Consider the following 22,217-nt stretch of genomic DNA (forward strand, 5'->3'; position numbering starts at 1 on the left):
GCCACGCAGGGCGTGGCTCTACACGGCGCGCGGGGTTACGTGCCGCCTTCGGTGGGTAGTGGCGCTGGAACGTTCAACAATCCACCGGCTGCCACATACGCCGCCAACGCCTGGCCCTGGCTCAGCAGGTGCCGTTCCATCGTGCGCTCGGCTGCCTCCGCATCGCGCCGGCGGAAACACTCCATCAACTCGCGATGTTCCGCCAGCGACTGCGCCGTACGCCCCGGCGTCAACAGCTGCCGGCCACGATGCATTTTCAGAATGCGATGCAGATCATGCGTGATCCGGATCAACCACGGATTACCGGCGTAGTGCTGCACCGTCTCATGGATCAGATAGTTGTTGCGGTAGTAGTCGGCAATATTGCCCTCCGCCGCCGCCGCCTCCATGGCCGCATGCAGCGCTTCCAACTGCTCTACCCCCGCATCGTCGATGTGCTTCACCGCCTCATGCGCACACCGCCCCTCCAGCATCGCCATCACCGGAAACAGCTGGTTGAGATCCTCCAGCGTCAGCCGCGTCACCCGCGCCCCACGTCCCGCATCAATCTGCACCAGCCCCTCGGCCGCCAGCAGCTTCAGCGCCTCGCGCAACGGCGTACGGCTGATGCCAAGCTCCTCGCAAAGCCCCGGCTCATCAATCCACTCCCCAGGCGGCAAGCGGTAGTCATAGATGCGCTCACGCACATGCTCGGCCACCTCTTCATAAAGAGGCGCGCGCTTTTTAGAGGAACGCGGGGCAGGGGCAATAGCCATGAACGAATTGTATTCCTTCTTTCCCATGGCCACCGACACACCGTCAAAGGTGGGTCGGGGCGGGGTTGCGGGGGTGTGAGCCGCATGGATGCGGCGACCAAGCCTACAGGGACGTACTTGCGGCGTCCCCCGCAACCCCGCACCGTCCCGCCAAGCCGCGGAGGCTCTGGCAATGGGCTGTTGCTCTTGATGTTGCTTGCAGGCTTACATCCAACCCGGAACAACAAACAGCAGCCAAGCCAACAGCGGCCCGAACACCACCACCAGCCCGCTGTACACCAGGAACCGGCGGAACAGCGACTCGCGCTCTTCCTTGGCCGCCGATGCCACCACCAGCGCACCGTTGGTCGAGAACGGACTCACATCCACGATCGTCGACGACACCGCCAGCGCGCAGATCACGCCTGCCGCGCCCAGATGCCCCTGCAGCAGGAACGGCACCGCCAACGGAATCGTCGCGCCCAATACCGCCGCCGACGACGCAAACGCCGACACGATCCCGCCCACATAACAGACCAGAAGCGCCCCCAGCAGCGGAATGCCGATGTTCGACACCCCGTTGCCGATGAAGTCCACCGAACCGGCCTTCTCCAGCACCCCCACATACGTCACCACGCCGCAGATCAGCAGCACCGTCGACCAGCTGATCCCATCCACCGCACCCTTCTGGCTGGCCGGCGACAACAGCGCCAGCACCACCGCCACCGTGATCGACACCAGTCCCACGTTGAGGTTGTAGATCAACGCCGCCACGCCCAACCCGATCAATCCCACCAGCGTGAACAGCCGCTCGCGCGTGATGCCCACCGCTTCCAGCGCGTCAGGATCGTTCGACAACGTACCGCCGCCCGCCGACACCAGCGCCCCGTGACCCTCGATCGCGAACTGCCGCGATGACGCCTGCGGCCCACCGGCCAGCGCCAGCTCACCGCCGCCCATCGCCACCGCACCGCGCCGCATCAACGCCACCCCGCCGAACGCGAAGAAACAGATCGTCGCCATCATGAAGTTGAAGCCCAGGCTGGTCAGGAACACCGCCATCTCCGTCACTTCCAGACCCGCCTTCTGCACCACCCCGTTGGTGATGCTGCCGTACACACTGATCGGCGAGAACCCACCTGCCTGCGCGCCATGGATCACCAGCAGGCCCATCATCAGCGGGTTGATCTTGTACTGCTTCGCAAAGCGCAGCGCCACCGGCCCGATGATCGCCACCGCCGCCGGACCCAGCGCTCCGAATGCAGTCAGTACCGCCGTGACCACGAACATCACCCACGGAATGGCCACGATCCGCCCGCGAACCGCCCGAACCGCCCAGTGCACCAGCAGATCGATCGTGCCGTTCTTCTGCGCGATCGCAAACAGATACGTGATCCCGACCAGGGTCAGGAACAGATCGCCCGGGAAGCCGCCCAGCACCTCCTTGCCCTCCATCCCCACGAAGATGCCGCCGATGATGAAGGCCAGCGCGAAGGCCACCGCACCCATGTTGATCGGCAGGGCAGTGGCGATGATGAACATGATCACCAGACCGATGATCGTTGCAATTTGTGGACTCATGCGCCCTCCCAGACACGTGATTCGCGTACCGCACGGATGGAAACCCGCCATCCACGGGGTGTGGCGTGCTACAGGTGGAGCCAACCGCTCATTGCAGGCGAACGAGTGCGCGTTGCACCCAGTCCACCGCACCATCCAGGTGCTGGAATTCTTCGACCGCGCGGACCTCGCAGCACGGATAAGCGCTGGCCACCATGCGCGCCAGCGCGGTGCCCGGGCCCAGTTGCAGGAACACCCGCGCACCGCGCTCGAACAGCTGGCGCATCACCTGCGCCCATTCGATCGTCTGCGCCAGCTGCGCCGACAACGTGTGCACCTTGCCGGCGTGGTCGCGCACCACGCGCGCATCGATGCCGGCCAGCACCGGCAGGCCCGGTTGCTGCCACGCGACCGACTCCAGCGCAGCGGCAAAGCGGGGAACTGCCGCCTGCAGCAGCGGCGTGTGCGAAGGCACGTGCACCGGCAACGGACGGATATCCGCACCGGCCGCACGCGCGTCCCCGGCCAGCGCTTCCAGGCCCGCCAATCCACCGCCCACGATGAAATGGTCATGGCCATTGACGATGGCGATATAGGCGCCATGCACCGCGCACAGCGACTGCACCCGCGTGCGATCCAGTCCCAGCAACGCCTGCATGCCCGCGCCGGTGGGGCTGGCGGCATCCATGTACCGCGCACGCTGCGCCGCCAAGGCCAGGCAGGACGGTGTATCGAAAGTGCCGGCAACGGCATGTGCCGCCAGCTCACCGATGCTATAACCCGCCACCATGCCCGGCACCGGCAGTTCAGTGCGAAGCGCCTGCCAGTGCGCCAGGCTGGCCGCGCACAGCAGCGGCTGCGCCAGCGCGTTCTCGAAGCGCGCCTCCGCGCCTGCCGCAGCGAACACGTCCTGGCCCAGCACCGCACCCACCCCGTCAAGCACATCACGCGCCGCCGCGTTGTCGCGCACCCGGTCGAACATCGCCGGGTGCTGCGCGCCTTGGCCGGGGCAGAGCAGTGCAAGGCTCATACCGCCTCCTGCTGCAGCAGGAAAACGCTGCAGGCCAGCAGGTCGGCACTGCCCCCCGGGCTTAGCCGGCGCGCCACGAACGCCTCGCCCAGCTGCTGTAGGCGCGCGCGCCAACCGGCGGCGAAGGCACCGCCCTCGGCCATGAACGCGGCCGCCTGGGCGCGGGCCCAGTGCAGGCCCTCGGCGCCGCCCCGGTGCAGCAGGTTGATGTCGTCCAGTTCGGCTACCAGTGCCATCAGCGTGTGGCACAGCGCGGCCTCGCGCGGAAGACCTGCCGCCAGCGCATCGCGCAGGATCGGCAGCGCCAACGTGCGCAGCATGGGATACCCCGCGGCTGCCTGTTCGCGCACACCGGTAATGCAATGCCGGGCGCGCACACGCTGTCCCGGGCTGTCAGGATCCAGCGGCGCGGCCAGCAGCCCAGGCGACCAGTGCTGGACGCCGAGGCAGACCTGCTCGCCCGACACCGGCTGCCGCATGCTGCGGCAACGCGCAGCGGCCGCCACCAGCAGTCCGATACTGAAGACCGCACCCCGGTGCGTATTGATTCCGCCGGTGGCGCGCAACATCGCCGCTTCGGCTTGAATACCCAGCGTGCGCAGCGCGGAGAACGGTGCATCCTCCGCGCCGGCCAGCGCGATTTCGCGGAAGTAATGCCGCAACGCAAACAGGCTGCGCAGGAAGGTGCCGGCATCCATGTCGTCATGGCTGCCCGGATCGAACGGCGTCACCAGCCCCGGCTTCGGCGCCAATGCCAGCTCCGCATGCAGCGCGCCCACCGCCAGCCGTCCCAACCGCGCCGAATCGACGCAAGGCCGCAGAACGTTGGCAACGGCGTTCATCGGGCGACCCCGTAGTGCCACGCCCTGCGTGGCAACCCCACACACCCGAACAGGTTCGACCGCAACTCCAACCCGGCCCCATCCACCCGCTTCACCAACACCTGCCGCGACCCACCACCAAACTCGCGCCAGTTCACCGCCCCACCATCGGGCAGGCACAGCTCACCATCCACGCGCCGGCCAAAGCGCAGCTCCCATGCCTGCAGGGCAGCGACCAGCGCGTCAGCATCCTGCGCGGTTTCGACGTCCCACAGCAGGTCGATATCCGACCGCGCATGCACGTACTCCAACCCGGTCAACGCCTGCCAGGCAAACGCCCCGAACACCCGGGCCGGCGCCAGCCGATCCAACGCCTGCAGCGGTCCGCGCCAGTCCTCCGGCGTGCGCGCGTGCACCCGCACCCCGGCCAGTTCCAGCGGCGCCTGCTGGCGCACGATGTCGCCCAGCGGCACCCGCAGACCCAATCGCTGCTTGCCCTCGGCGGGGGGGAGGGGAATGCCGAGGCGCACGCGGGGATCGGGATCATCGGCAGCGCGGCGCGCCGCCACGGCGGGCCAGCCCTGGGCAAACCACGCCGCCAGGCGCGCGTCATGCGCGGCCACGTCAGCCCGCCAATCGGCGTGCGCCGACAGCCAGACCAGGGTGTGGCGGGCAGGCCGGTCAGGCATCGCCAGCGGCCACCTGTGCAGCCACGCGCGCGGCCAGGGTACGGCCACCACGCTCGGCACCGCGTTGCGCGCGGCGGTCACCTTCTGCCGGCGTGCGCAGCGCGTCCAGCAAAGCCTGCGCCAGATCGCCGTGCCATACCGACTCCACCGCGCCCATCGCAACGTAGTTCTCAACGCCCGGCGCGAACACCGGCGAGCTCTGGCTCAGCGCCTGCAGTTTCTCCAGCGGCTGCTTGGTCACCCGTGCCATCGCGCGCAGGTCCATCACCCGCACCTGCGCATCGGCCAGGGCGTGGATGTGGTCAGCCATCAGCCCGAACGACAGGAAGCCACCGCTGACCGATTCGCCGTACACCAGGGTGACCAGGCGCGCGCCGCGGCGACGGGCCAGGTCCAACGTCTGCGCCAGGTGCGCGAAGTAGCCATTGATGCCCAGCAGTTCATCGCGGCGCGCCAGTCGTTGGCCGGCGGTATCGACCAGCATCACGATCGGGCGCTGCGGGAACGCGGCGGTGCTCGCCAATACCGTTTCGGCCAGCACCAGCGCGTGATCCACGCCCACTTCGATCTTGTCGGTGGTGCCGATCACGGTCACCCTGCCGTCGTCGGTGGTGGCGGTCCCGGTCAGTACCGAATCGGCGACGGCGATGGTGTGCCCGCGCGGAAACAGCGCGTCGAGCAGGGTGTTGAGTGGCGCGGTCATGGCAGGCTCCGGTCAGCGGTGGCGGCCAGGAAGTCATCGGTATCCAGCAACGGCAGCCGTTGCGGATCGTCGATGCCGAGCCGTGCCCAGATCTCCACGCCATCGCGGCAATCGCCCCAGGCCTGCGCGCGCGCCTTGAGGGCGGCGTGGCGGGCCTGCAGCGCGGCAAGGGCGGTATCGGTGCCAGTGCTGGCGGCATCCGGCTGCAGGGCATCGAATGCCGCCTGCGCGAACGCCTCGATCGCATCGGGCACCAGCACCTGGGCCTGGTCGATCAGGTAGCGGTGCTTGCCGCCGGTGACCCGCCAGACCAGTGCGCGGTCGCGCGCATCGAACTCTTCCACGCCGCGCACCGTTTCGATCACCTCCGGACCGGACAGTGACAGCCGGCCTTCCTCGGACATGATCACCGTGGTGCAGCAGCGCGCCACGATGCCCATACCCCCGAACGCGCCGTTGCCGCTGCCGATCAGCGCCAACACCGGTACCCCGGCGGCGCGCGTTGCGAGCACCGCGCGCATGATTTCGGAAATGGCGATCAGCCCGGCGTTGGCCTCGTGCAGGCGCACGCCGCCGGTATCGAGCAGCAGCAGCACGCCCTCGGGGCGGGTCTGCCCGGCGCGTTGCAGCAGGCCGGTGAGCTTGGCGCCGTGCACTTCGCCCACGCCGCCCCCCATGAACTGGCCCTGCTGTGCGGCCACCAGCACGCGCCTGCCGCGCAGCTGGCCTTCGCCCACCACGATGCCGTCGTCGAACGCGGCGGGCTGGTCCAGCTGGGCCAGGTGCGGACTGATCGCGCGCTGTGCAGGCCCAAGCAGTTCCTTGAACGAGCCGGTATCCAGCACGCCGGCGATGCGCTCGCGCGCGTCGGCTTCGTAATAGCTGTGGAGGTGGGCCAGGCTCATGCGCTGTCTCCGGCGTGCAGGGTTTCCACCGCCTGGTCCAGCCGCAGGCTGACCACGGCGGGGGTGGCGCCGGCGTCGTTGATCGACACCTGCACATCGCGCAGCGGGTGGCGGCGGGCGAAATCGGTGATCACCGCTTCCCAGATCGTGCCGAAACCGCGCGCGGCGGTGATGATGCGCACCGCCATCGCGCCGTCCAGCGCGGCAGGCTCCAGCAGGATTTCCAGGTTGCCCGAGGCCAGCACGCCGACCAGCACCGCATCGGTGGGGAAGTGCACGGGCTGGGTGCCGGTGAAACGGTAGTCGAGGGTTTCCATGGCAGGTTCCCTTACCAGTTGCGGAAGCGCTTGGGCGGGTCGTACAGGCCGCCGGACCAGCGCACGAGGTCTTTCACCGAACGCGCGGCCAGCAGGTCGCGGCTGGCATCGCGCACGTGGATGCCCAGGTCGGCCGGGCGCTGGATCACGCCACGGTCGCGCAGGTTCTCGACCATCGCGCGGTCGCGGCCCAGGCCCACGGCGGTGTAGCCGGCCACGCCGCGGATGGCCTGTTCGCGTTCCTCCGGGGTGCGGCACAGCAGCAGGTTGGCGATGCCCTCTTCGGTGAGCACATGGCTGACGTCGTCGCCATAGATCATCACCGGCGGCAGCGGCATGGCCGCACGTTCGGCCAGTTCCCACGCATCCAGCCGATCAACGAACGCCGGCGCCATGTGCTCGCGGAAGGTTTCCACCATCTGCACCACCAGTTTTCGCCCACGTGGCATTTCACCGGGGCGCGCGGCCTGCTGGCCAGCCTTCAACCAGGCGTCGCTGGCATGGCGGCGGCCGCGTGCGTCCGAGCCCATGTTGGGCGCGCCGCCGAAGCCGGCGATGCGGTCGCGGGTGGCGGTGGAGCTGTTGCCCTGCAGGTCGATCTGCAGGGTGGAACCGATGAACATGTCACAGGCATACAGCCCGGCGGTCTGCGAGAACGCGCGGTTGGAGCGCATCGAGCCGTCGGCGCCGGTGAAGAACACATCCCCGCGCGCGGCGATGTACTTCTCCATGCCCAGTTCGGAGCCGAACGAGTGCACGGATTTGACGAAGCCCGATTCGATCGCCGGGATCAACGCCGGGTGCGGGTTGAGCGCCCAGTGCTGGCAGATTTTTCCCTTCAGCCCGAGCGATTCGGCGTAGGTGGGCAGCAGCAGTTCAATGGCGGCGGTATCGAACCCGATGCCGTGGTTGAGCCGGTTGACCCCGTATTCGGCGTAGATGCCCTTGATGGCCATCATCGCCATCAGTACCTGAATTTCCGAGATCTGCGCCGGGTCGCGGGTGAACAACGGTTCGATGTGGTTCGGGCGCGGCGCCTGCACCACGAAGTTGACCCAGTCGGCGGGGATGTCGACGCGGGGCAGGGTGTCGACGATCTCGTTGACCTGGGCGATGACGATGCCACCGCCGAACGCGGTGGCCTCGACGATCACCGGGGTGTCTTCGGTGTTGGGGCCGGTGTAGAGGTTGCCGTGGCGGTCGGCGGCCTGGGCGGCAACGAGTGCGACGCGCGGGGTGAGGTCGATGAAGTAGCGGCCGAACAGTTCCAGGTAGGTATGGATCGCACCGATCTGGATGCGCCCTTCGGACACAAGGTTGGCCAGCCGCACCGACTGCGGGCCGGAGAAGGAGAAGTCGAGCCTGGAGGCGATGCCGCGTTCGAACACATCCAGGTGCGAGGGCAGTGACAGCACCGACTGCACCATGTGCAGGTCATGGACCCGGGCCGGGTCGAGGTCGGCCAGGCACTGGGCGAGGAAATCGGCCTGTTTCTGGTTGTTGCCCTCCAGGCAGACCTTGTCGCCCGGCTCCAGCAGGGCGTGCAGCAGGGCGATGGCATCGTTGGCGGCGACGTTGCGGCCGCGCGCCCAGGGGGCGGCGCGTTCAAGCCGGGCCTGGCGGCCACGCTCCAAGGTGTCCCAACTGGGGTTCATCGACGGGCATCCGAATGGCGTTTTGGTAATTACGCCATAATTACGGACGGTGGTGCAACCCGCAGCGCAGCAAAAGAAAGGCCCGCCAGGAGGCGGGCCTATTCAGATTTCAACCGCGCGGCGGATCAGTATTTCCAGCGCAGGCTCGCGGAAATGAAGCGCGGTTCGCCGTAGTTGTTGTAGTCCAGGTTGGCCCAGTAGGTTTTGTCCAACGCGTTGCGCACGCTCAGGGTGGCAGTCCAGCTGTCGCTGATCTGGTAGTTGGCGTGCAGGTTGACCAGCATGTAGGCCGGCTGGCGCACGGTGCGGGTGCCGCCCAGCGGGTAGGGGATGTTGTAGCCCTCCACTTCGCTCTGCCAGGAGAAGCCGCCGCCCACGGTCAGGCGGTCCAGCGCGCCGGGCAGGCGCACGCTGGTGTTGAGCTGCAGGAAGTCCTCGGGCAGGTTGGCGTAGATCAGGTCGGTGCTGGCACGGGTCACCTTGACGTGGGTGTAGCCGGCATTGACGGTCCAGCCCGGGCGGATCTCGCCGTTGATGTCCATTTCCCAGCCGCGCGACTTGGTGCCGTTGACGCCGATGTAGGCCGAGGTGCCATCGCTGAGTGAGCCGTCCGGCAGGCTCATGTCGCGCACGGCGTAGTTGTCCTGCTTGGCTTCGAAGATCGCGGCGTTGGCGGTCAGCCGGCCGTCGAACCACTGCGACTTGATGCCGGCTTCCAGGTTGGAGCCTTCGACCGGGGCGAGCAGGTTCTCGTTGCGGTCCTTGTAGTTCTGCGGGTTGAAGATTTCGGTGTAGCTGGCGTACACCGAGAAGTCGGGCACGATGTCGTAGACCAGGCCGACGTAGGGAGTGACCTCGTCGGTGACTTTGTACTGGCCGCTGGTGCCGGTGTAGGTGCCGGCGGCGTTGTAGGCGCGGGTCAGGGTTTCCCAGCGGCTCAGGCGCGCGCCGGCGATCATCGACAGCGGATCGGCCAGGCGCAGGCGGGTGGAGGCGTACACGCCGCTCTGCCGGGTGCGGGCGATGCGGCGGGCGCCGGTGCGGCTGGCGGTCAGCTCGGGAATGTCGCCGTTCCAGTTGCGGATGTCGGGGATGTTGTAGCGCCAGTTGGCCACCGAGGTAAGGGTCCAGGTGGTGGCTTCGAGGTCGGACCAGCTGCCACCGACGACGACATCGTGTTCGCGGCCGAAGGCGGGGAAGGTGCCGGACAGGAACAGGTCGGCGCCCTTGCGGGTGTCTTCGGCATCGCCGGCACCGGCCAGCAGGTACGTGCCGGCACCGCTCACGGGATCGGGGTAGCCGCTGCCGTAGACGCGCACGTTCTGGACGTTGCCGCGGGTGTAGGCGGTGTTGAGCTTGAGCAGCCAGTTTTCACCGAAGCGCTGTTCGAGGTTGGCGAAGGCGGTGCTGGTTTCGCGCTGCCAGTAGCTCCACTTGGGGGCCATGTTGGTTTCACGGGGGAGGTGGGCGAAGGTGCCGTCGCTGTTGAAGAAGGGCACGGTGCCCCAGGTGGAGCCGACCGGGTTGTTGTCCTGGCGCTGGTAGCCGACGGTGACGGTGGTGGAATCGGTCAGGTCGCCTTCCAGCACGGCCATGCCGGCCATCTTGTCTTCTTTGTAGCGGTCGTAATACAGCTCGCGATCGGTATAGGCGGCAACGACGCGGCTGCGGAAGCGGCCATCGCGGGTGAGCGGGGCGTTGACGTCGGCTTCCATGCGGCGGAAGTCCCAGCTGCCGGCGCTGATGGCGAAGGAGGCGTCGAACTCCTTGCCGGGGCGCTTGCGCAGCAGGTTGACGGTTGCCGAGGGAATGCCGGCGCCGCTGAGCAGGCCGTTGGCGCCGCGGATGACTTCGATGCGGTCGTAGAAGGCGGTGTCGTATTCCTGGTTGGTGGAGCCGCTGTAGGTGGGCAGGCTGTCGACCTGGAAGTCGGTGATGGTGAAGCCGCGTGCGTAGTACAGGGGGCGCTGGGTGTCGTAGAAGGAGACGTTGACGCCGGTGATGTTGCGCATGACGTCGTTGATCGAGAACAGCGATTCGTTCTGGATGCGGTCGAGGGCGAGGACGCTGGTGGACTGCGGGGTTTCCTGCAGGGTGATGGGCAGGCGGGTGGTGCTGGACGGCGCGCGCTGGGAGCCGACGACGTTCACCTGGTCCAGGGTCTTGGCATCGGCGGCACTGCTGCCGGCATCGACGGTGTCAGCCAGGGCCAGGGGCGAGGCCAGCGACAGCACGGAGAGCAGGGCCAGGCCCAGCGGGGCACGGCGGACGGAAGCAGAGGGGAGGGAACGGAAGGACATGCGGGGGTCTCAGCAGAGGCAGGTGGGTGCACAACGGGACGCAAATGTAAATCGTTCGTATTCTAATTACAATAATTTAACGAGCTGAAAGCGAGGGCGTCTCCTTTCTACGAGTTGGGGCGCGGGGCGGCAGGGGGTAGCGGGACGCGCGTAAACCCTTCCATGGGGCTCATCGCAGCATCCATGCTGCTCAAGGTCCCGCTACCCCCTGCCGCCCCGCACCCCTGACGAATGGCTTGGGGCGGCCGGAACAGGCAAAGGCAAAAAAAAACCGGCCCGCGAGGGCCGGTTGTAGGGACACGCCATGCGTGTCTACGCGGTGCCGGAAAGGCTCACAACGCCTGCAATTCCTCGTTGGCGTTGCGCTTTTCCTTGGCCGGCGCTGCCGGGGCCACCGGCGGCGGCGTCAGCATCACTGCCGGGCTCGTCTCCACCGGCACGTCCAGGTACGGCAGGCGCAGGGTGTCGCTGGTCTGGCGGCGGATCTCGTTGGTCAGGGCCGGGCTGTCGTTGAGCTTGCGCCCGTAGGACGGCACGATCTGGGCCAGGCGGGCTTCCCAGCCGGCGGCCATCTGCTCGGGGAAGGCCTTCTTGAGCAGGTCCAGCATGATCGGCGGGGAGGTCGAGGCACCCGGGGAGGCGCCGAGCAGGGCGGCCAGGGTGTGGTCCTTGTCGGTGACGATTTCGGTGCCGAACTGCAGGACGGCGGCCTTTTCCGGGTCGTGCTTGATGATCTGCACGCGCTGGCCGGCGGTGACCAGTTCCCAGTCCTCGCGCTTGGCGTTGGGGAAGTACTTGAGCAGTTCGGCCTGGCGGTCGTCGTCGTTGAGGCGGGCCTGGCCCATCAGGTACTTCACCAGGTCCAGGTTCTCCGCGCCGACGTCGAGCATGCCGGCCACGTTGTTGTGGTTGACCGAGGAGTACAGGTCGAACCAAGAGCCGTGCTTGAGGAACTTGGTGCTGTACAGGGCGAACGGGCCGAACAGGACCACCGGCTTGCCATCGAGCTTGCGCGAATCCAGGTGCGGCACGGACATCGGCGGCGAGCCGGTCTCGGCCATGCCGTAGGCCTTGACGCCGTGGCGGCCGGCGATGGCCGGGGACTTGAAGGCCAGGAACTGGCCGCCGACCGGGAAGCCGGCGTAGTTCTTGGCTTCGGGGATGTTGGAGAGCTGCAGCAGCTTGAGCGCGGCGCCGCCGGCGCCGATGAACACGAAGCGCGACTTGAGGGTGGATTCAGTGCCGGCGTTGAGGTCCTTGACCGTGACGTTCCAGGTCTTGTCGTCGTTCTGGCGCAGGGCGCGGACTTCATGTTCCAGGTGCAGGCTGAAGTTCGGGTTGCGCTGCAGGCCGGCGGTGAGCTGGCGGGTGATCACACCGAAGTTGACGTCGGTGCCCAGCGGCATCCAGGTGGCGGCGACCTTCTGGTTCGGGTCGCGGCCTTCCATCAGCAGCGGGGCCCAGGCCTTGATCTGCGCCGGGTCTTCGGAGTACTGCATGCCGTAGAACAGCGGATTCCTGACCAGCGCCTGCTGGCGCTTGTGCAGGTAGGCGATGTTGTCATCGCCCCACACGAAGCTCATGTGCGGGGTGGGGTTGATGAAGTCGGACGGCTGGCTGAGCCGACCTTCCTTGACCTGGTGCGACCAGAACTGGCGGGAGATCTCGAACTGCTCGGCGATGCCGACCGCGCGCTTGGTCTCGATGCTGCCATCGGGCAGTTCCGGGGTGTAGTTCAGTTCGGCGAAGGCCGAATGCCCGGTGCCGGCGTTGTTCCAGCCATCGGAGCTTTCCAGGGCCACGCCGTCGAGGCGTTCGAACACCTGGATGTTCCAGTCTGGCTGCAGTTCCTGCAGGAAGGTGGCCAGGGTGATGCTCATGATGCCGCCGCCGACCAGCACGACGTCGACCGGCTTGTCGTTACCCGCAGCCGGAACCGAACGCTGGTGGAGGGGCCAGTACAGGAACACGGCCGCTGCGATCAGCAACAGCACGAACAGGCCGAGGACGACCTTCGCTAACTTTTTCATGGATATCTCATGTGGGGAGATGAGGGCAGGATGACGGCGCTTCGTGGAAGAAGCGTGAAGAAACAAGCTCTTGGCGCATCCAGGGCCCAATTTTAGCCCGAACCGGTACGGATTTGGTGCAACGCAGCATCGCAGGGATCAATCGGACCCCAAGGTGAAATATTCAGCGAGGAAATACCCGCACTGGTAAACAAGCGCCAGCACGGCCAGCCCCAGGTGCACCCGTCGCGAACGGCTTGCGATGCCCACCCCGGCAATCACCAGCATGATCCCGGTATGCACCGGGTACGCCTCGCCGAGCATCTGCCAGCGGCTGTGACCCTTGATCGCCGTGTCGCCCAGGTCCAGCAGGGTCACCAGCGCCAGCATGCCGAAGAACCCCACGCGCCGTTCAATCAGGTACGTCTCGTAACTGCCGTACTCGCGCAGGTCATCGGGCAGCAGCAGCACGCACAGCATGTACCAGCTCGCGCAATAGCCGATCACGAACAGATACAGCCCGAACGTCCATTGCCGCACCTCCGCCAGCCGGAACTCCCACCACCAGAACGTCACCACGGACACCAGCGTCCACAGCAGCCAGCACAGATGGATGCCCGACCATCCGCCACGCCGGGCCGGGTGCTCGATGATCGACGCCAATCCCTTCACCAGCGTGGTGATGCTCAACCCCAGGATGATGCTCAGCACCACCCGGATATGCAGATAGACCGGATCCGATTCCATCGAATGCCCCGCGCTGGATGCTTGAAGGCCACGGTAGGTGCCGACCGCTGGTCGGCACGTGAAGGCGTACCCACCAACGGTGGGGTACCTACCGTCTGCGGCGCACCAGCGTCGCCGACGCCGCCAGCACGGCCCTGGTCAGCAGCGCCATCGTCTGCACGTCGCCCTTCCAGTGCTGCCAGTACAGCGGCACGTCTTCCCACGCGCGCGGCTTCATCAGCACCAGCCGCCCCGCGTCCAGGTGGCGCTTGACCAGCGGCAGCGGGTTCATCGTCCAGCCCAGCCCGCCCACGTTGGCCTGCACGAACGCCCGCGTTGACGGAATCCACCAGGTCGGCGCCGTCATCGGCAGGTCGTCGCCGGCCAGCCGCCGCGCGAACCGTGCCTGCATGTCGTCCTTGCGGTTGAACACCAGCACCGGCGCCTGGGCCAGCGACTGCGCGTTCACCCCCTTGGCAAAGTAGCGGTCGTGGAAGGCCTGCGTGCACGTGGCCGCATAGCGGATGCTGCCCAGCGCGTGGATCTGGCAGCCCTGCACCGGCTCGTCCAGCGTGGTCACCGCGCCCAGCACCGCGCCCTGGCGCAGCAGCGCCACCGTGTGGTCCTGGTCCTCCGAGCGCAGGTCCAGCGTCGTCCCGGTCTGCCGCGCGAAATTCAGCGCCGCCTCCGGGAACCAGGTTTCCAGGCTGTCGTGGTTCACCGCCACCGGGATGCTGGCGTGCGGCAGGTCCTCATCGGCAATACCCATCCGGTGCAGCGCATCGTGCTCCAGCAGCGCCGTCTGCTCGGCCAGCTGCACCAGCACCTGGCCTTCCGGCGTGGCCACCGCCGGCGAAGAGCGCTTGACCAGCAGCCGCCCGACCCGGTCTTCCAGCGCTTTCACCCGCTGCGACACCGCCGAGGCGGTGACATTGAGCGACTGCGCCGCCCGGTCGAAACTGCCTTCGCGGATCACCGCCGCCAAGGCGCGGAGCTGGGCATGGTCGATGCGCATCGTCTTAAGTTCCGCTAAAGATGGTTAAGTAAGTTTAGCTCTACTTTTCCATGTTGCGGCGCGACAATACGCGCCATCACGGTGCTGTACGCCTTGGCGAGGCACCGCCCCCCAGCAACACAGGTGGTATCCCATGTTCTCCTTCATTTCCGGCGGCCCCGGTCTGGCCGCGTGGCTCAGTGGTGCCGCAGCCGGCATCGGCCTGTTCGCCGTGGTCGGGGCCCAGAGCGCCTTCATCCTGCGCCAGGGCATCCTGCGCAAGCACATCGTGCCGGTCGTGGCGACCTGCGCGGCGATCGATGCCATCTTCATCTTCGCCAGCGTGGCCGGCCTGCGCACCCTGACCCAGGCATTGCCCTGGCTGACCACCGTGGTGCTGTGGGGCGGCGTGGCGTTCCTCAGCTGGTACGCCTGGCAGTCGGCCCGGCGCGCGCTGGCCGGTGGCGGCGGCATGCAGGTCGATGACGGCGACAACACCTCGCGCCGCGCCGTGCTGACCGCTGCGGTCGGTTTCTCGCTGATCAACCCGCACTTCTGGCTGGACATGATGGTGATCGGCTCCATTGCCGAAAACTTCGGCAATGCCCGCATGGCGTTCGCCGCCGGCGTGGTCACCGCCAGCTGCCTGTGGCTGACCGCCCAGGGCCTCGGTGCCCGCCTGCTGGCCCCGTTGTTCACCAAACCTCGCACCTGGCGGATCCTCGACGGCACCATCGCCGTGATCCTGTCCATCCTGGCCCTCAGCCTGGCGTTCCGCGGCGTGCATTGATCTCTCTCTCTCTCCGTCAATGCACGTCCAAATGGCACCGTTCGCGGTGCCATTTTTCTTTCCTGTCCCGAAAGCGCGCGGGAACGTCGCCACTGGCTTGCCCCACGCCGAACTGTCTAGAATCGCCCATCACGGACAAGGTGTCTGGTTGGAGGGGGAAGGATGAAGTACTCGAAATGGGCGGCCCTGGCCGTCTTGGCCCTGCTGTGCGGGGCGGTGGGGCAGGTGGCTGCGGCGGAGCTGGAGCTTGAGCGTTATCTCAAGCGCGACACGTTCACCGACATCAAGCTGTCACCGGGCGGGGACTACTACGCGGCTACCGTGCCGATGGAAGACCGCACCGCACTGGCCATCCTCAGCCGCGCCACCGGCAAGGTCACCGGTTCGTTCGTGCCGCCGCGCAACAACCACGCCACCAGTTTCTACTGGGTCAACAACGAGCGCGTGCTGATCGGCCTGGCCGAAAAGTTCGGCAGCCTCGACCAGCCGCAGCTCACCGGTGAGCTGTACGCCATGAACGCCAATGGCGGCCGCGGCGAACTGCTGGTCGGCTATCGAGTGGAAGGCAACGGTCCGGGCACCCGCATCCAACCGAAGAAGGTCGAAGCGGTCGCCGCCTTCCTGATCGATTCGATGCCGCAGGACGAGCGCAACGTGCTGGTCTCGGTGTGGCCGTTCTCCGAAGATCCCTACACCCGTGTCGATCGCATGGATATCGCCAGCGGCCGCCGTGTGACCGTGGCCCGGTCGCCGGTACGCCGCGCCGATTTCACCAGCGACCCGAGCGGGCAGATCCGCTTCGCCCACGGTGCCGGTATCGACAACGTCAACAAGCTCTATTACCGCGATGCCATCGGCGATACCTGGAAGCTGGTGAACGATGAGGCCGATACCGGCCGCATCGAAACCGCGCTTGGTTTCTCCGAAGACGGCAAGACCGCCTACCTGCAGGTGCAGCAGGCCAACGGCCCCGATGCCATCGTGACCTGGGACCCGGTCACCGGCACCCGCAGCCCGTTGCTGCGCGATCCCGTCGTAGACCCGGACCGTCTGATCTACCGCCCCGGCACCCGTGTTCCGGTCGGCGCGCTCTACCTGGGCGACAAGCCGCGCACCCGCTTCTTCGACGAAACCTCGGCCGACGCGCGCCTGTACCGCAGCCTGGAAGCCGCGTTCGGCGGTGATGCGGTGTTCATCGCCTCCAGCACGCGCGATGGCCGCAGTGTGCTGGTGGAAACCTGGTCGGGAAGCAATCCAGGTGACTTCTACATCTTCGACACGGTCGCCAAGAAGGCCGACCACCTGATCAGCCGCGGCGCGTGGATCGACCCGGACACCGCCGCGAAGGTCCAGCCGTATGCGTTCAAGGCGCGCGACGGCATGGAGCTGCACGGCTACCTCACCCTGCCGGCCGCGTCGGCAGGGGCGAAGCCGCCGATGGTGGTGATGCCGCATGGCGGCCCGTTCGGCGTGTTCGACGACGGCAGCTACGATTCCGAAGCGCAGATGCTGGCCGCGGCAGGCTACGCCGTGCTGCAGGTCAACTTCCGTGGTTCGGGCAACTTCGGCCGTGCCTACCGGCACGCCGGCGCCAAGCAGTGGGGCGCCGCCATGCAGGACGACGTGACCGATGCGACCCGCTGGGCGATCAGCCAGGGCCACGCCGACCCCGCCCGGGTCTGCATCTATGGCGCCAGCTACGGCGCTTACGCGGCGATGATGGGCGCGGCCCGCGAGCCGGGCATGTACCGCTGCGCCGCCGGCTACGTCGGCGTGTACGACCTGCCGATGATGCACACCACCGGCGATGTCCAGCGCAGCGGTTCGGGCAGCACCTACCTGAAGGAATGGCTGGGCAGCCCCAATGACGTGGCCGCGGTTTCGCCGGTCAACCTTGCCGACCGCATCAAAGTGCCGGTGTTCCTGGCGGCGGGCGGCGAAGACGAGCGCGCCCCGATCCAGCACACCAAGCGCATGGAGGCGGCGCTGCAGAAGGCCGGCGTGCCGGTGGAATCGCTGTACTACTCCACCGAAGGCCATGGCTTCTACACCGACCCGCATCGCCGCGAGTATTACGGCAAGCTGCTGGCGTTCCTGTCGCGCAGCCTGGGTGGCAAGACCGCCTCGGCGTCAACCGCAGCGCAACCATGACGAAGGCGGGGCGGCATTGCCGCCCCGCCTTCCGCAGGCCGCATCAGAACGCCATGCGTACCTGCATCTGCGCCTGCACATCGCGAACGCCCATCAGCCGTTCCGCCATCACCGCACCGCCAAGGTCGGCGCGCAGGTAGCGATAATCGGCGCCCAGCATCACCCGGTAATCCAGTCCGGACGGCGCCAACCCTGGAACGGTGAACGCGTGATCGCCTGCACCGTGGAGCGTGGCCGTGCGCGCGTCGGCGCGATACGCCACCGACCGGAATGCGGATGCATCACCGCGCAGGGTCCACCCATGGCCGAGGCGCCCACTGAAGGCGGTGCCCAGCTCCAGCTGCACACCACTGCGCGTTCCTGCGCCGACCGACAATCCCAATGCGCCGGCACCATACTCATGGAAAGCACCCTCGCGCGCGTGATACGCCGTTGCCCCCAGGCGCGGCTGCCAGCGCAGCCCGCCGCCGGCCAGTTCCATGCCCAGCGTGCTGCCCACGCGGGTACGCGACAGCGTGCGCTGGCTGTGCGCGCTCATGCGCGTGCTGCCCCAGTGCAACTGGCGCTGGCCATCGGTCTGGTGCCATTCGTTGCCCAGCGTGTGCTGCAGGGTGAACGCGCCCAGCGCCTGGGCCATGCCCACCCCGGCAAACCGCGATTGCGAACGCGTCTGGCCGCCATCGGTGGAGAAATCCGAGCCCAGCAGGCCGGTGCGCAGCAGCAGCTGCCGACCGCCCCCCAGCGCCATCGCGACCTGCACGCCGGTGCCGGTACCCTGCACGCCCGACGCCGTGGCCGTGCCCGGTCCGAACGCGACCATGTGGGTGCCGTTGCCGGGCCTGGCGCGGGCCAGGCTCGACCAGAACGCGTCGCCGTTGGCGGCCAGGCGCATGCTGGCGGCCGCCAGGCCGTTGCCGGACAACTGCTGCAGGGCGTGGTTGAACTCAGCAGCGTCAGCCACTTCCAGGCTGTGGTACAGCGCATTGTTGGCGTAGCCCGCCTCCAGCGCTGCGGCGACGCTCTGGGTGTCGGCATCGGCGATATCGCGGTAGTCGTTGCGGGTCATCACCACGTCGACATTGCCGGCCGCGTCGCGCTCGGCCTGCGCCTGCCACACCACCGTGGCGCTGGCGATGTTGTCATCGCCGCCGTCGGCGCCGACGAAGACGTCCTCCAGGCGGATCTGCGAATCGTCGGTGCCGCGGGTGAACCCGGTATCAACACGGACGTCGACCAGTTCACCGCCCTCATGCAGCACCATCTGTCCGGCGCTGCCATCGGCATGGGTGCCCACCGTGTAGCCCGATACGCCGCGCGGTGCCTGCCAGCCCAGGTCGGGGGCGGGGCGATCGGCATCCTGTGTCGGCTGGTCGGCATGCACGCCGCTGCCATTGCCATACACATTGACCTGGCCGTTGTTGATCAGGCGGCCGCCGCCGCCGGCGCCCATCCGGAACGCGTGCGAGTTGTCGGCATGGATGTTGATCACCCCGCCGCGGCGGTTGTTGAGCGTGGCCGAGCCGTCGGAATGCATGGCCACCATGTTCTGGCCGTTGTAGCCGCCGGCCACGCCGAGGTTGATCACCCCGTCGTTGATCAGCGTGGCGCCGCGCGCGCCGGTCATCGCCACCGCACCGTCACCGGTCACGGTCAGCGTGCCCTGGTTGATCAGCGTCGCCTGCGCGCCTTCGGCATGCATCGCCGATTGCCGCTGGGCGTGGCTGATGATCTGCGCGCCGGCGCGGTTGATGCCGGCGCTGGCATGGCTGTCGGCCACCAGGCTGAGCACGCGCGCGTTGCCCTGCAGGGTGATCAGGCCATGGTTGTCGAAGGCCTCGATGATGTCGCGCTCGTTGCCGACGCGCGCGGTCACCGCATGCACCAGCGAACCTTGGTTGAGCGTGCCGCCGGCGTGGACGGTGCCGTGGTTCTCGAACTCGGCCATGCCGGTCAGCGCGAAGCCGCCGCCCTGGACGCCGAGCGTGGCGTTGCGGCGGCGTTCGCCGTTGTCGAATTCGCTCTCGCCGCCCATGCTGACCACGGTGTCGCGCAGCTGCATGTCGCCGAGGTTCTCGATGTCGGACTCGCCATCCAGCTGGATCGTCGTACCCTGCGCCTGCAGGCTGCCGTGGTTCTCCAGGCTGCCATCGCGGCGCAGCTGCAGCTGGCCGTGCAGTTCGAGGGTGCCATGGTTGTCCAGGTCACCATCGTTCTCCACCACCAGGCTGGCGGCCTGGCCGATGCGCAGGGTGCCGGTGTTGCGCAGGTGGCCGTCATTGCGCACGCTGAGGGTGCCGGCGTTGATGCGCAGGCTGCCTTCGTTGCGGGCCGCGCCGGTGACGCGGGTTTCCACGTTGCGGTCCCAGCTGATCTCGCTGCCCGGTCCGGCCAGGAACTGGTTGCCGCCGTACTGGCCGCCTTCCGAACCCGGCGGGAGACCGCCTCCACCACCGCCTCCGTCACTGCCACCACCACCACCGCCGCCACCACCTGCCGCCGCTGCGGCGGCACCTGCCAGCGCGACGCCGCCAATCAGCCACGGGGTGGTGCTGGATGTTGCTTCGTCCTGCGCCTCACACACGCTGTGGTCAGGATCGATGTCGCAATCGACAGCTTCTGCATCGGCGTTGCCCGCATGTGCGGGCAACGAAAGCGAGGTGCACAATGCCAGCGCGATGAGCACGGCGAGCGGGCGGTGGGACGGAGCAGCGTGACGCATTGGGAAAGTTCCATGAACGCAGGGAGCGCCATGGTGGGGAGCGATACAAACCGAGTATCTACAACTTATTCCAATCCCGTCGGACTGTGACCGGATCGAATGGTGTTAGGAAGTGTTTATGTGCATGGCGTGCGGCGGCTTACTTGACCCCGTGCATCATCCGCTTCAGCAGCGGCGAGCCGGCCAATGCCACGGCAGCACAGCCCAGGCCGATCCACATCAGCAGCCAGAACAGGTGTTCGTAGCTGGCAGCGGCCGCGGCGATGTCCATGGTTTCGCCTTCGGGCACTTCAATGGCGGCGAGCTTGCCGAACAGCGCGGCGAGCGTTTCGGAGAACGCGGTGGCCAGGAACCAGGTGCCCATCATCAGGCTCACCACGCGCGGCGCGGCCAGTTGGGTGACGGCGGACAGGCCCACCGGCGACAAGCACATCTCGCCGATCTCCAGCACCAGGTAGGCCAGCACCAGCCACCACACGCTGGCCATCTGGCCGGTGCTGCCGACCTGCTGGGCAGCGAGGGCGAGCGGGATGAAGGAGAGCGCGGCAAACACCAGGCCGAGCGAAGACTTGACCGGCTTGGAAGGGTCAAGGCGGCGCTTGTCGAGCCACGCCCACAGCACGGCGAACAGCGGGGCAAGCACGACCAGGAACAGGCCGCCCAGGTAGGTGAGCGAGCCGGCGGTCTGCGGAATCACCAGGCAGTCGCGGACCAGTAGCACCAGCATCAGGGCGACGATGGCGATGAACAGGTTCCGCGGGGCGGTGGAACCTGGGCGGCGTTCGGACAGGCGTGCGGCGACCACGAAACCGAGCGGCGCCAGCAGCAGGGAGGCGATCGACCACGGGATCGGGGTGCCGCCCTGGATCACCAGCGCGGGGACAAGGTCTTTGGTGAGCATGCGGTCGGTGAAGGTGACCCAGGAGCCGTAGGTCTGCTCGTACAGGGTGAAGAACACCAGGGCCATGAAGATCAGGGCCATGAGGGCGATCATCTGCTGGCGTTGCACGGGGGTGCAGCGGGTGCCGGTGAACCAGGCGAACCAGAGCAGGACGCCGCCGAGCACGACCACCATGAGCAGCAGGGCGAGGCTGATTTCGCCGCCGATGGCGAAGGCGCCGTTGGCGGCGGACCACATGAGGGCGGCCACGGGAATGACGCCGAGCACGGCGATGCCGTAGATCAACCATTCGCGGGGGATGCCGGCAACGCGCTGGCGCAGGGCGGCGACGTTGGTGGGTTCGGCGTGGCCCTGCAGGTACTTCTGGCCCCACAGGAACATGGCCAGGCCGATGACCATGCCGATGCCGGCGGCGCCGAAGCCGTATTTCCAGCCGTAGGCTTCGCCGAGGAAGCCGCAGACGAGGGAGGCGAACAGGGCGCCGAGGTTGATGCCGGCGTAGAACAGGGAGAAGCCGGAATCGCGGCGGGGGTCGCCTTTGGGGTAGAGCTTGCCGACGATGGTGGAGATGTTGGGCTTGAGGAAGCCGACGCCCATGATGATGAGGGCAAGGGAGAGGTAGGTGATGCCGAGGGCGGCATCGTCGCGCACGATCTGGCCGTCGATGCGGGTGGCGGCGTGGCCTTCGAAGGCCATGCCGAGGTGGCCGAGGACGAGCAGGATGCCGCCGAACACAACGGCTTTGCGCATGCCCAGCCAGCGGTCGGCGAGCAGGCCGCCGAACACGGGAATGCAGTAGACCAGGCCGCCGTAGGCGCCGAGCAGGTCAAGGCCTGCCTTGTCGCCGAACAGGTGGTACTTGGTGAGGTACAGCAGCAGCAGCGCCTTCATGCCATAGAACGAGAAGCGCTCCCACATCTCGGTGAAGAAGCAGACGTAAATGCCTTTGGGGTGGCCAAGGAAGTCGTCGGAAGCGGAAAGGGCGGTGGCGGTCATTAGGCGATAAGCGACAAAACAGGTCGCGATTATCACTCGACCAGTCCCTCGGTAGGTGCCGACCGTTGGTCGGTACGCTGTTGGGTCTGCACCGACAGCCTGGCGATTCACTTTCACCTGCTGGGTTGCGGGGCGGCAGGCCCCAGCGGGACGCGCGTGAACCCATCCATGGGGCTCATCGCAGCATCCATGCTGCTCAAGGTCCCGCTGGGGCCTA

General features: G+C 67.4%; 17 protein-coding genes. 2 read left to right on the plus strand and 15 right to left on the minus strand.

What is annotated here, in order from left to right; genetic code table 11:
• Nucleotides 1-35: 35 nt before the first annotated feature.
• From ACQG3P_RS03065 to ACQG3P_RS03125, 13 genes are all read right to left on the minus strand, one after another.
• Nucleotides 36-755 carry a GntR family transcriptional regulator gene (locus tag ACQG3P_RS03065; RefSeq protein WP_217536911.1) on the minus strand — a complete coding sequence of 240 codons (720 nt, stop codon included), beginning with the start codon at nt 753-755 and terminating at the stop codon, nt 36-38.
• A 204-nt stretch (nt 756-959) separates the two neighbouring features.
• Nucleotides 960-2,315: an SLC13 family permease gene (locus tag ACQG3P_RS03070; RefSeq protein ID WP_306989482.1), complete on the minus strand. Its 1,356-nt coding sequence runs from the start codon at nt 2,313-2,315 to the stop codon at nt 960-962.
• 88 nt (nt 2,316-2,403) lie between these two features.
• On the minus strand, nt 2,404-3,324 hold the full coding sequence (gene mdcH / locus ACQG3P_RS03075; protein WP_426804166.1) for a malonate decarboxylase subunit epsilon: 921 nt from the start codon (nt 3,322-3,324) through the stop codon (nt 2,404-2,406).
• Nucleotides 3,321-4,166, minus strand: coding sequence for a triphosphoribosyl-dephospho-CoA synthase MdcB (gene mdcB / locus ACQG3P_RS03080; protein WP_426804167.1), 846 nt, complete (start codon nt 4,164-4,166; stop codon nt 3,321-3,323). Before mdcB ends, mdcH begins: the two co-directional genes overlap by 4 nt.
• Nucleotides 4,163-4,834, minus strand: coding sequence for a malonate decarboxylase holo-[acyl-carrier-protein] synthase (gene mdcG / locus ACQG3P_RS03085; protein WP_426804168.1), 672 nt, complete (start codon nt 4,832-4,834; stop codon nt 4,163-4,165). The genes mdcB and mdcG overlap by 4 nt, the downstream gene beginning before the upstream one ends.
• Complete coding sequence (mdcE, locus tag ACQG3P_RS03090; RefSeq protein ID WP_426804169.1) at nt 4,827-5,537, minus strand: biotin-independent malonate decarboxylase subunit gamma; 711 nt, start codon at nt 5,535-5,537, stop codon at nt 4,827-4,829. The genes mdcG and mdcE overlap by 8 nt, the downstream gene beginning before the upstream one ends.
• Nucleotides 5,534-6,442 carry a biotin-independent malonate decarboxylase subunit beta gene (locus ACQG3P_RS03095; protein WP_426804170.1) on the minus strand — a complete coding sequence of 303 codons (909 nt, stop codon included), beginning with the start codon at nt 6,440-6,442 and terminating at the stop codon, nt 5,534-5,536. Before ACQG3P_RS03095 ends, mdcE begins: the two co-directional genes overlap by 4 nt.
• Nucleotides 6,439-6,759 carry a malonate decarboxylase acyl carrier protein gene (mdcC, locus tag ACQG3P_RS03100; RefSeq protein WP_306989470.1) on the minus strand — a complete coding sequence of 107 codons (321 nt, stop codon included), beginning with the start codon at nt 6,757-6,759 and terminating at the stop codon, nt 6,439-6,441. Before mdcC ends, ACQG3P_RS03095 begins: the two co-directional genes overlap by 4 nt.
• 11 nt (nt 6,760-6,770) lie before the next feature.
• Nucleotides 6,771-8,414, minus strand: a complete 1,644-nt coding sequence (mdcA, locus tag ACQG3P_RS03105) for a malonate decarboxylase subunit alpha (protein WP_306989468.1) — start codon at nt 8,412-8,414, stop codon at nt 6,771-6,773.
• Between the two features lie 125 nt (nt 8,415-8,539).
• Nucleotides 8,540-10,714, minus strand: a complete 2,175-nt coding sequence (locus ACQG3P_RS03110) for a TonB-dependent siderophore receptor (protein ID WP_426804171.1) — start codon at nt 10,712-10,714, stop codon at nt 8,540-8,542.
• A 332-nt stretch (nt 10,715-11,046) separates the two neighbouring features.
• A complete protein-coding gene (mqo, locus tag ACQG3P_RS03115; protein WP_426804172.1) occupies nt 11,047-12,744 on the minus strand; it encodes a malate dehydrogenase (quinone) in 1,698 nt (565 codons plus the stop codon).
• A gap of 138 nt (nt 12,745-12,882) precedes the next feature.
• Nucleotides 12,883-13,470, minus strand: coding sequence for a hypothetical protein (locus ACQG3P_RS03120; RefSeq protein WP_426804173.1), 588 nt, complete (start codon nt 13,468-13,470; stop codon nt 12,883-12,885).
• Between the two features lie 88 nt (nt 13,471-13,558).
• The gene (locus ACQG3P_RS03125; protein WP_095363419.1) at nt 13,559-14,464 is read right to left on the minus strand and encodes a LysR family transcriptional regulator ArgP; all 906 of its coding nucleotides are present in this window, start codon (nt 14,462-14,464) and stop codon (nt 13,559-13,561) included.
• Nucleotides 14,465-14,597: 133 nt separating this feature from the next.
• On the opposite strand from ACQG3P_RS03125, the gene ACQG3P_RS03130 reads away from it, so the two are divergent.
• Nucleotides 14,598-15,233: a LysE/ArgO family amino acid transporter gene (locus ACQG3P_RS03130; protein ID WP_068850096.1), complete on the plus strand. Its 636-nt coding sequence runs from the start codon at nt 14,598-14,600 to the stop codon at nt 15,231-15,233.
• A 162-nt stretch (nt 15,234-15,395) separates the two neighbouring features.
• On the plus strand, nt 15,396-17,384 hold the full coding sequence (locus ACQG3P_RS03135; RefSeq protein WP_426804174.1) for an alpha/beta hydrolase family protein: 1,989 nt from the start codon (nt 15,396-15,398) through the stop codon (nt 17,382-17,384).
• Between the two features lie 43 nt (nt 17,385-17,427).
• Here the strand turns inward: ACQG3P_RS03135 and ACQG3P_RS03140 are convergent, their stop codons facing one another.
• Nucleotides 17,428-20,103, minus strand: coding sequence for a hypothetical protein (locus ACQG3P_RS03140; RefSeq protein WP_426804175.1), 2,676 nt, complete (start codon nt 20,101-20,103; stop codon nt 17,428-17,430).
• A 139-nt stretch (nt 20,104-20,242) separates the two neighbouring features.
• Nucleotides 20,243-22,000 carry a peptide MFS transporter gene (locus tag ACQG3P_RS03145; protein ID WP_426804176.1) on the minus strand — a complete coding sequence of 586 codons (1,758 nt, stop codon included), beginning with the start codon at nt 21,998-22,000 and terminating at the stop codon, nt 20,243-20,245.
• Nucleotides 22,001-22,217: the final 217 nt, after the last annotated feature.

It is taken from the genome of Stenotrophomonas sp. SrG, from assembly GCF_050031795.1.
Lineage (GTDB): Bacteria > Pseudomonadota > Gammaproteobacteria > Xanthomonadales > Xanthomonadaceae > Stenotrophomonas > Stenotrophomonas rhizophila_A.

Coding starts and splice junctions, on each gene's coding strand:
- ACQG3P_RS03065 (WP_217536911.1), bottom strand. CDS start 755: ATGGCTATTGCCCCTGCCCCGCGTTCCTCTAAAAAGCGCGCGCCTCTT.
- ACQG3P_RS03070 (WP_306989482.1), bottom strand. CDS start 2,315: ATGAGTCCACAAATTGCAACGATCATCGGTCTGGTGATCATGTTCATC.
- mdcH (WP_426804166.1), bottom strand. CDS start 3,324: ATGAGCCTTGCACTGCTCTGCCCCGGCCAAGGCGCGCAGCACCCGGCG.
- mdcB (WP_426804167.1), bottom strand. CDS start 4,166: ATGAACGCCGTTGCCAACGTTCTGCGGCCTTGCGTCGATTCGGCGCGG.
- mdcG (WP_426804168.1), bottom strand. CDS start 4,834: ATGCCTGACCGGCCTGCCCGCCACACCCTGGTCTGGCTGTCGGCGCAC.
- mdcE (WP_426804169.1), bottom strand. CDS start 5,537: ATGACCGCGCCACTCAACACCCTGCTCGACGCGCTGTTTCCGCGCGGG.
- ACQG3P_RS03095 (WP_426804170.1), bottom strand. CDS start 6,442: ATGAGCCTGGCCCACCTCCACAGCTATTACGAAGCCGACGCGCGCGAG.
- mdcC (WP_306989470.1), bottom strand. CDS start 6,759: ATGGAAACCCTCGACTACCGTTTCACCGGCACCCAGCCCGTGCACTTC.
- mdcA (WP_306989468.1), bottom strand. CDS start 8,414: ATGAACCCCAGTTGGGACACCTTGGAGCGTGGCCGCCAGGCCCGGCTT.
- ACQG3P_RS03110 (WP_426804171.1), bottom strand. CDS start 10,714: ATGTCCTTCCGTTCCCTCCCCTCTGCTTCCGTCCGCCGTGCCCCGCTG.
- mqo (WP_426804172.1), bottom strand. CDS start 12,744: ATGAAAAAGTTAGCGAAGGTCGTCCTCGGCCTGTTCGTGCTGTTGCTG.
- ACQG3P_RS03120 (WP_426804173.1), bottom strand. CDS start 13,470: ATGGAATCGGATCCGGTCTATCTGCATATCCGGGTGGTGCTGAGCATC.
- ACQG3P_RS03125 (WP_095363419.1), bottom strand. CDS start 14,464: ATGCGCATCGACCATGCCCAGCTCCGCGCCTTGGCGGCGGTGATCCGC.
- ACQG3P_RS03130 (WP_068850096.1), top strand. CDS start 14,598: ATGTTCTCCTTCATTTCCGGCGGCCCCGGTCTGGCCGCGTGGCTCAGT.
- ACQG3P_RS03135 (WP_426804174.1), top strand. CDS start 15,396: ATGAAGTACTCGAAATGGGCGGCCCTGGCCGTCTTGGCCCTGCTGTGC.
- ACQG3P_RS03140 (WP_426804175.1), bottom strand. CDS start 20,103: ATGCGTCACGCTGCTCCGTCCCACCGCCCGCTCGCCGTGCTCATCGCG.
- ACQG3P_RS03145 (WP_426804176.1), bottom strand. CDS start 22,000: ATGACCGCCACCGCCCTTTCCGCTTCCGACGACTTCCTTGGCCACCCC.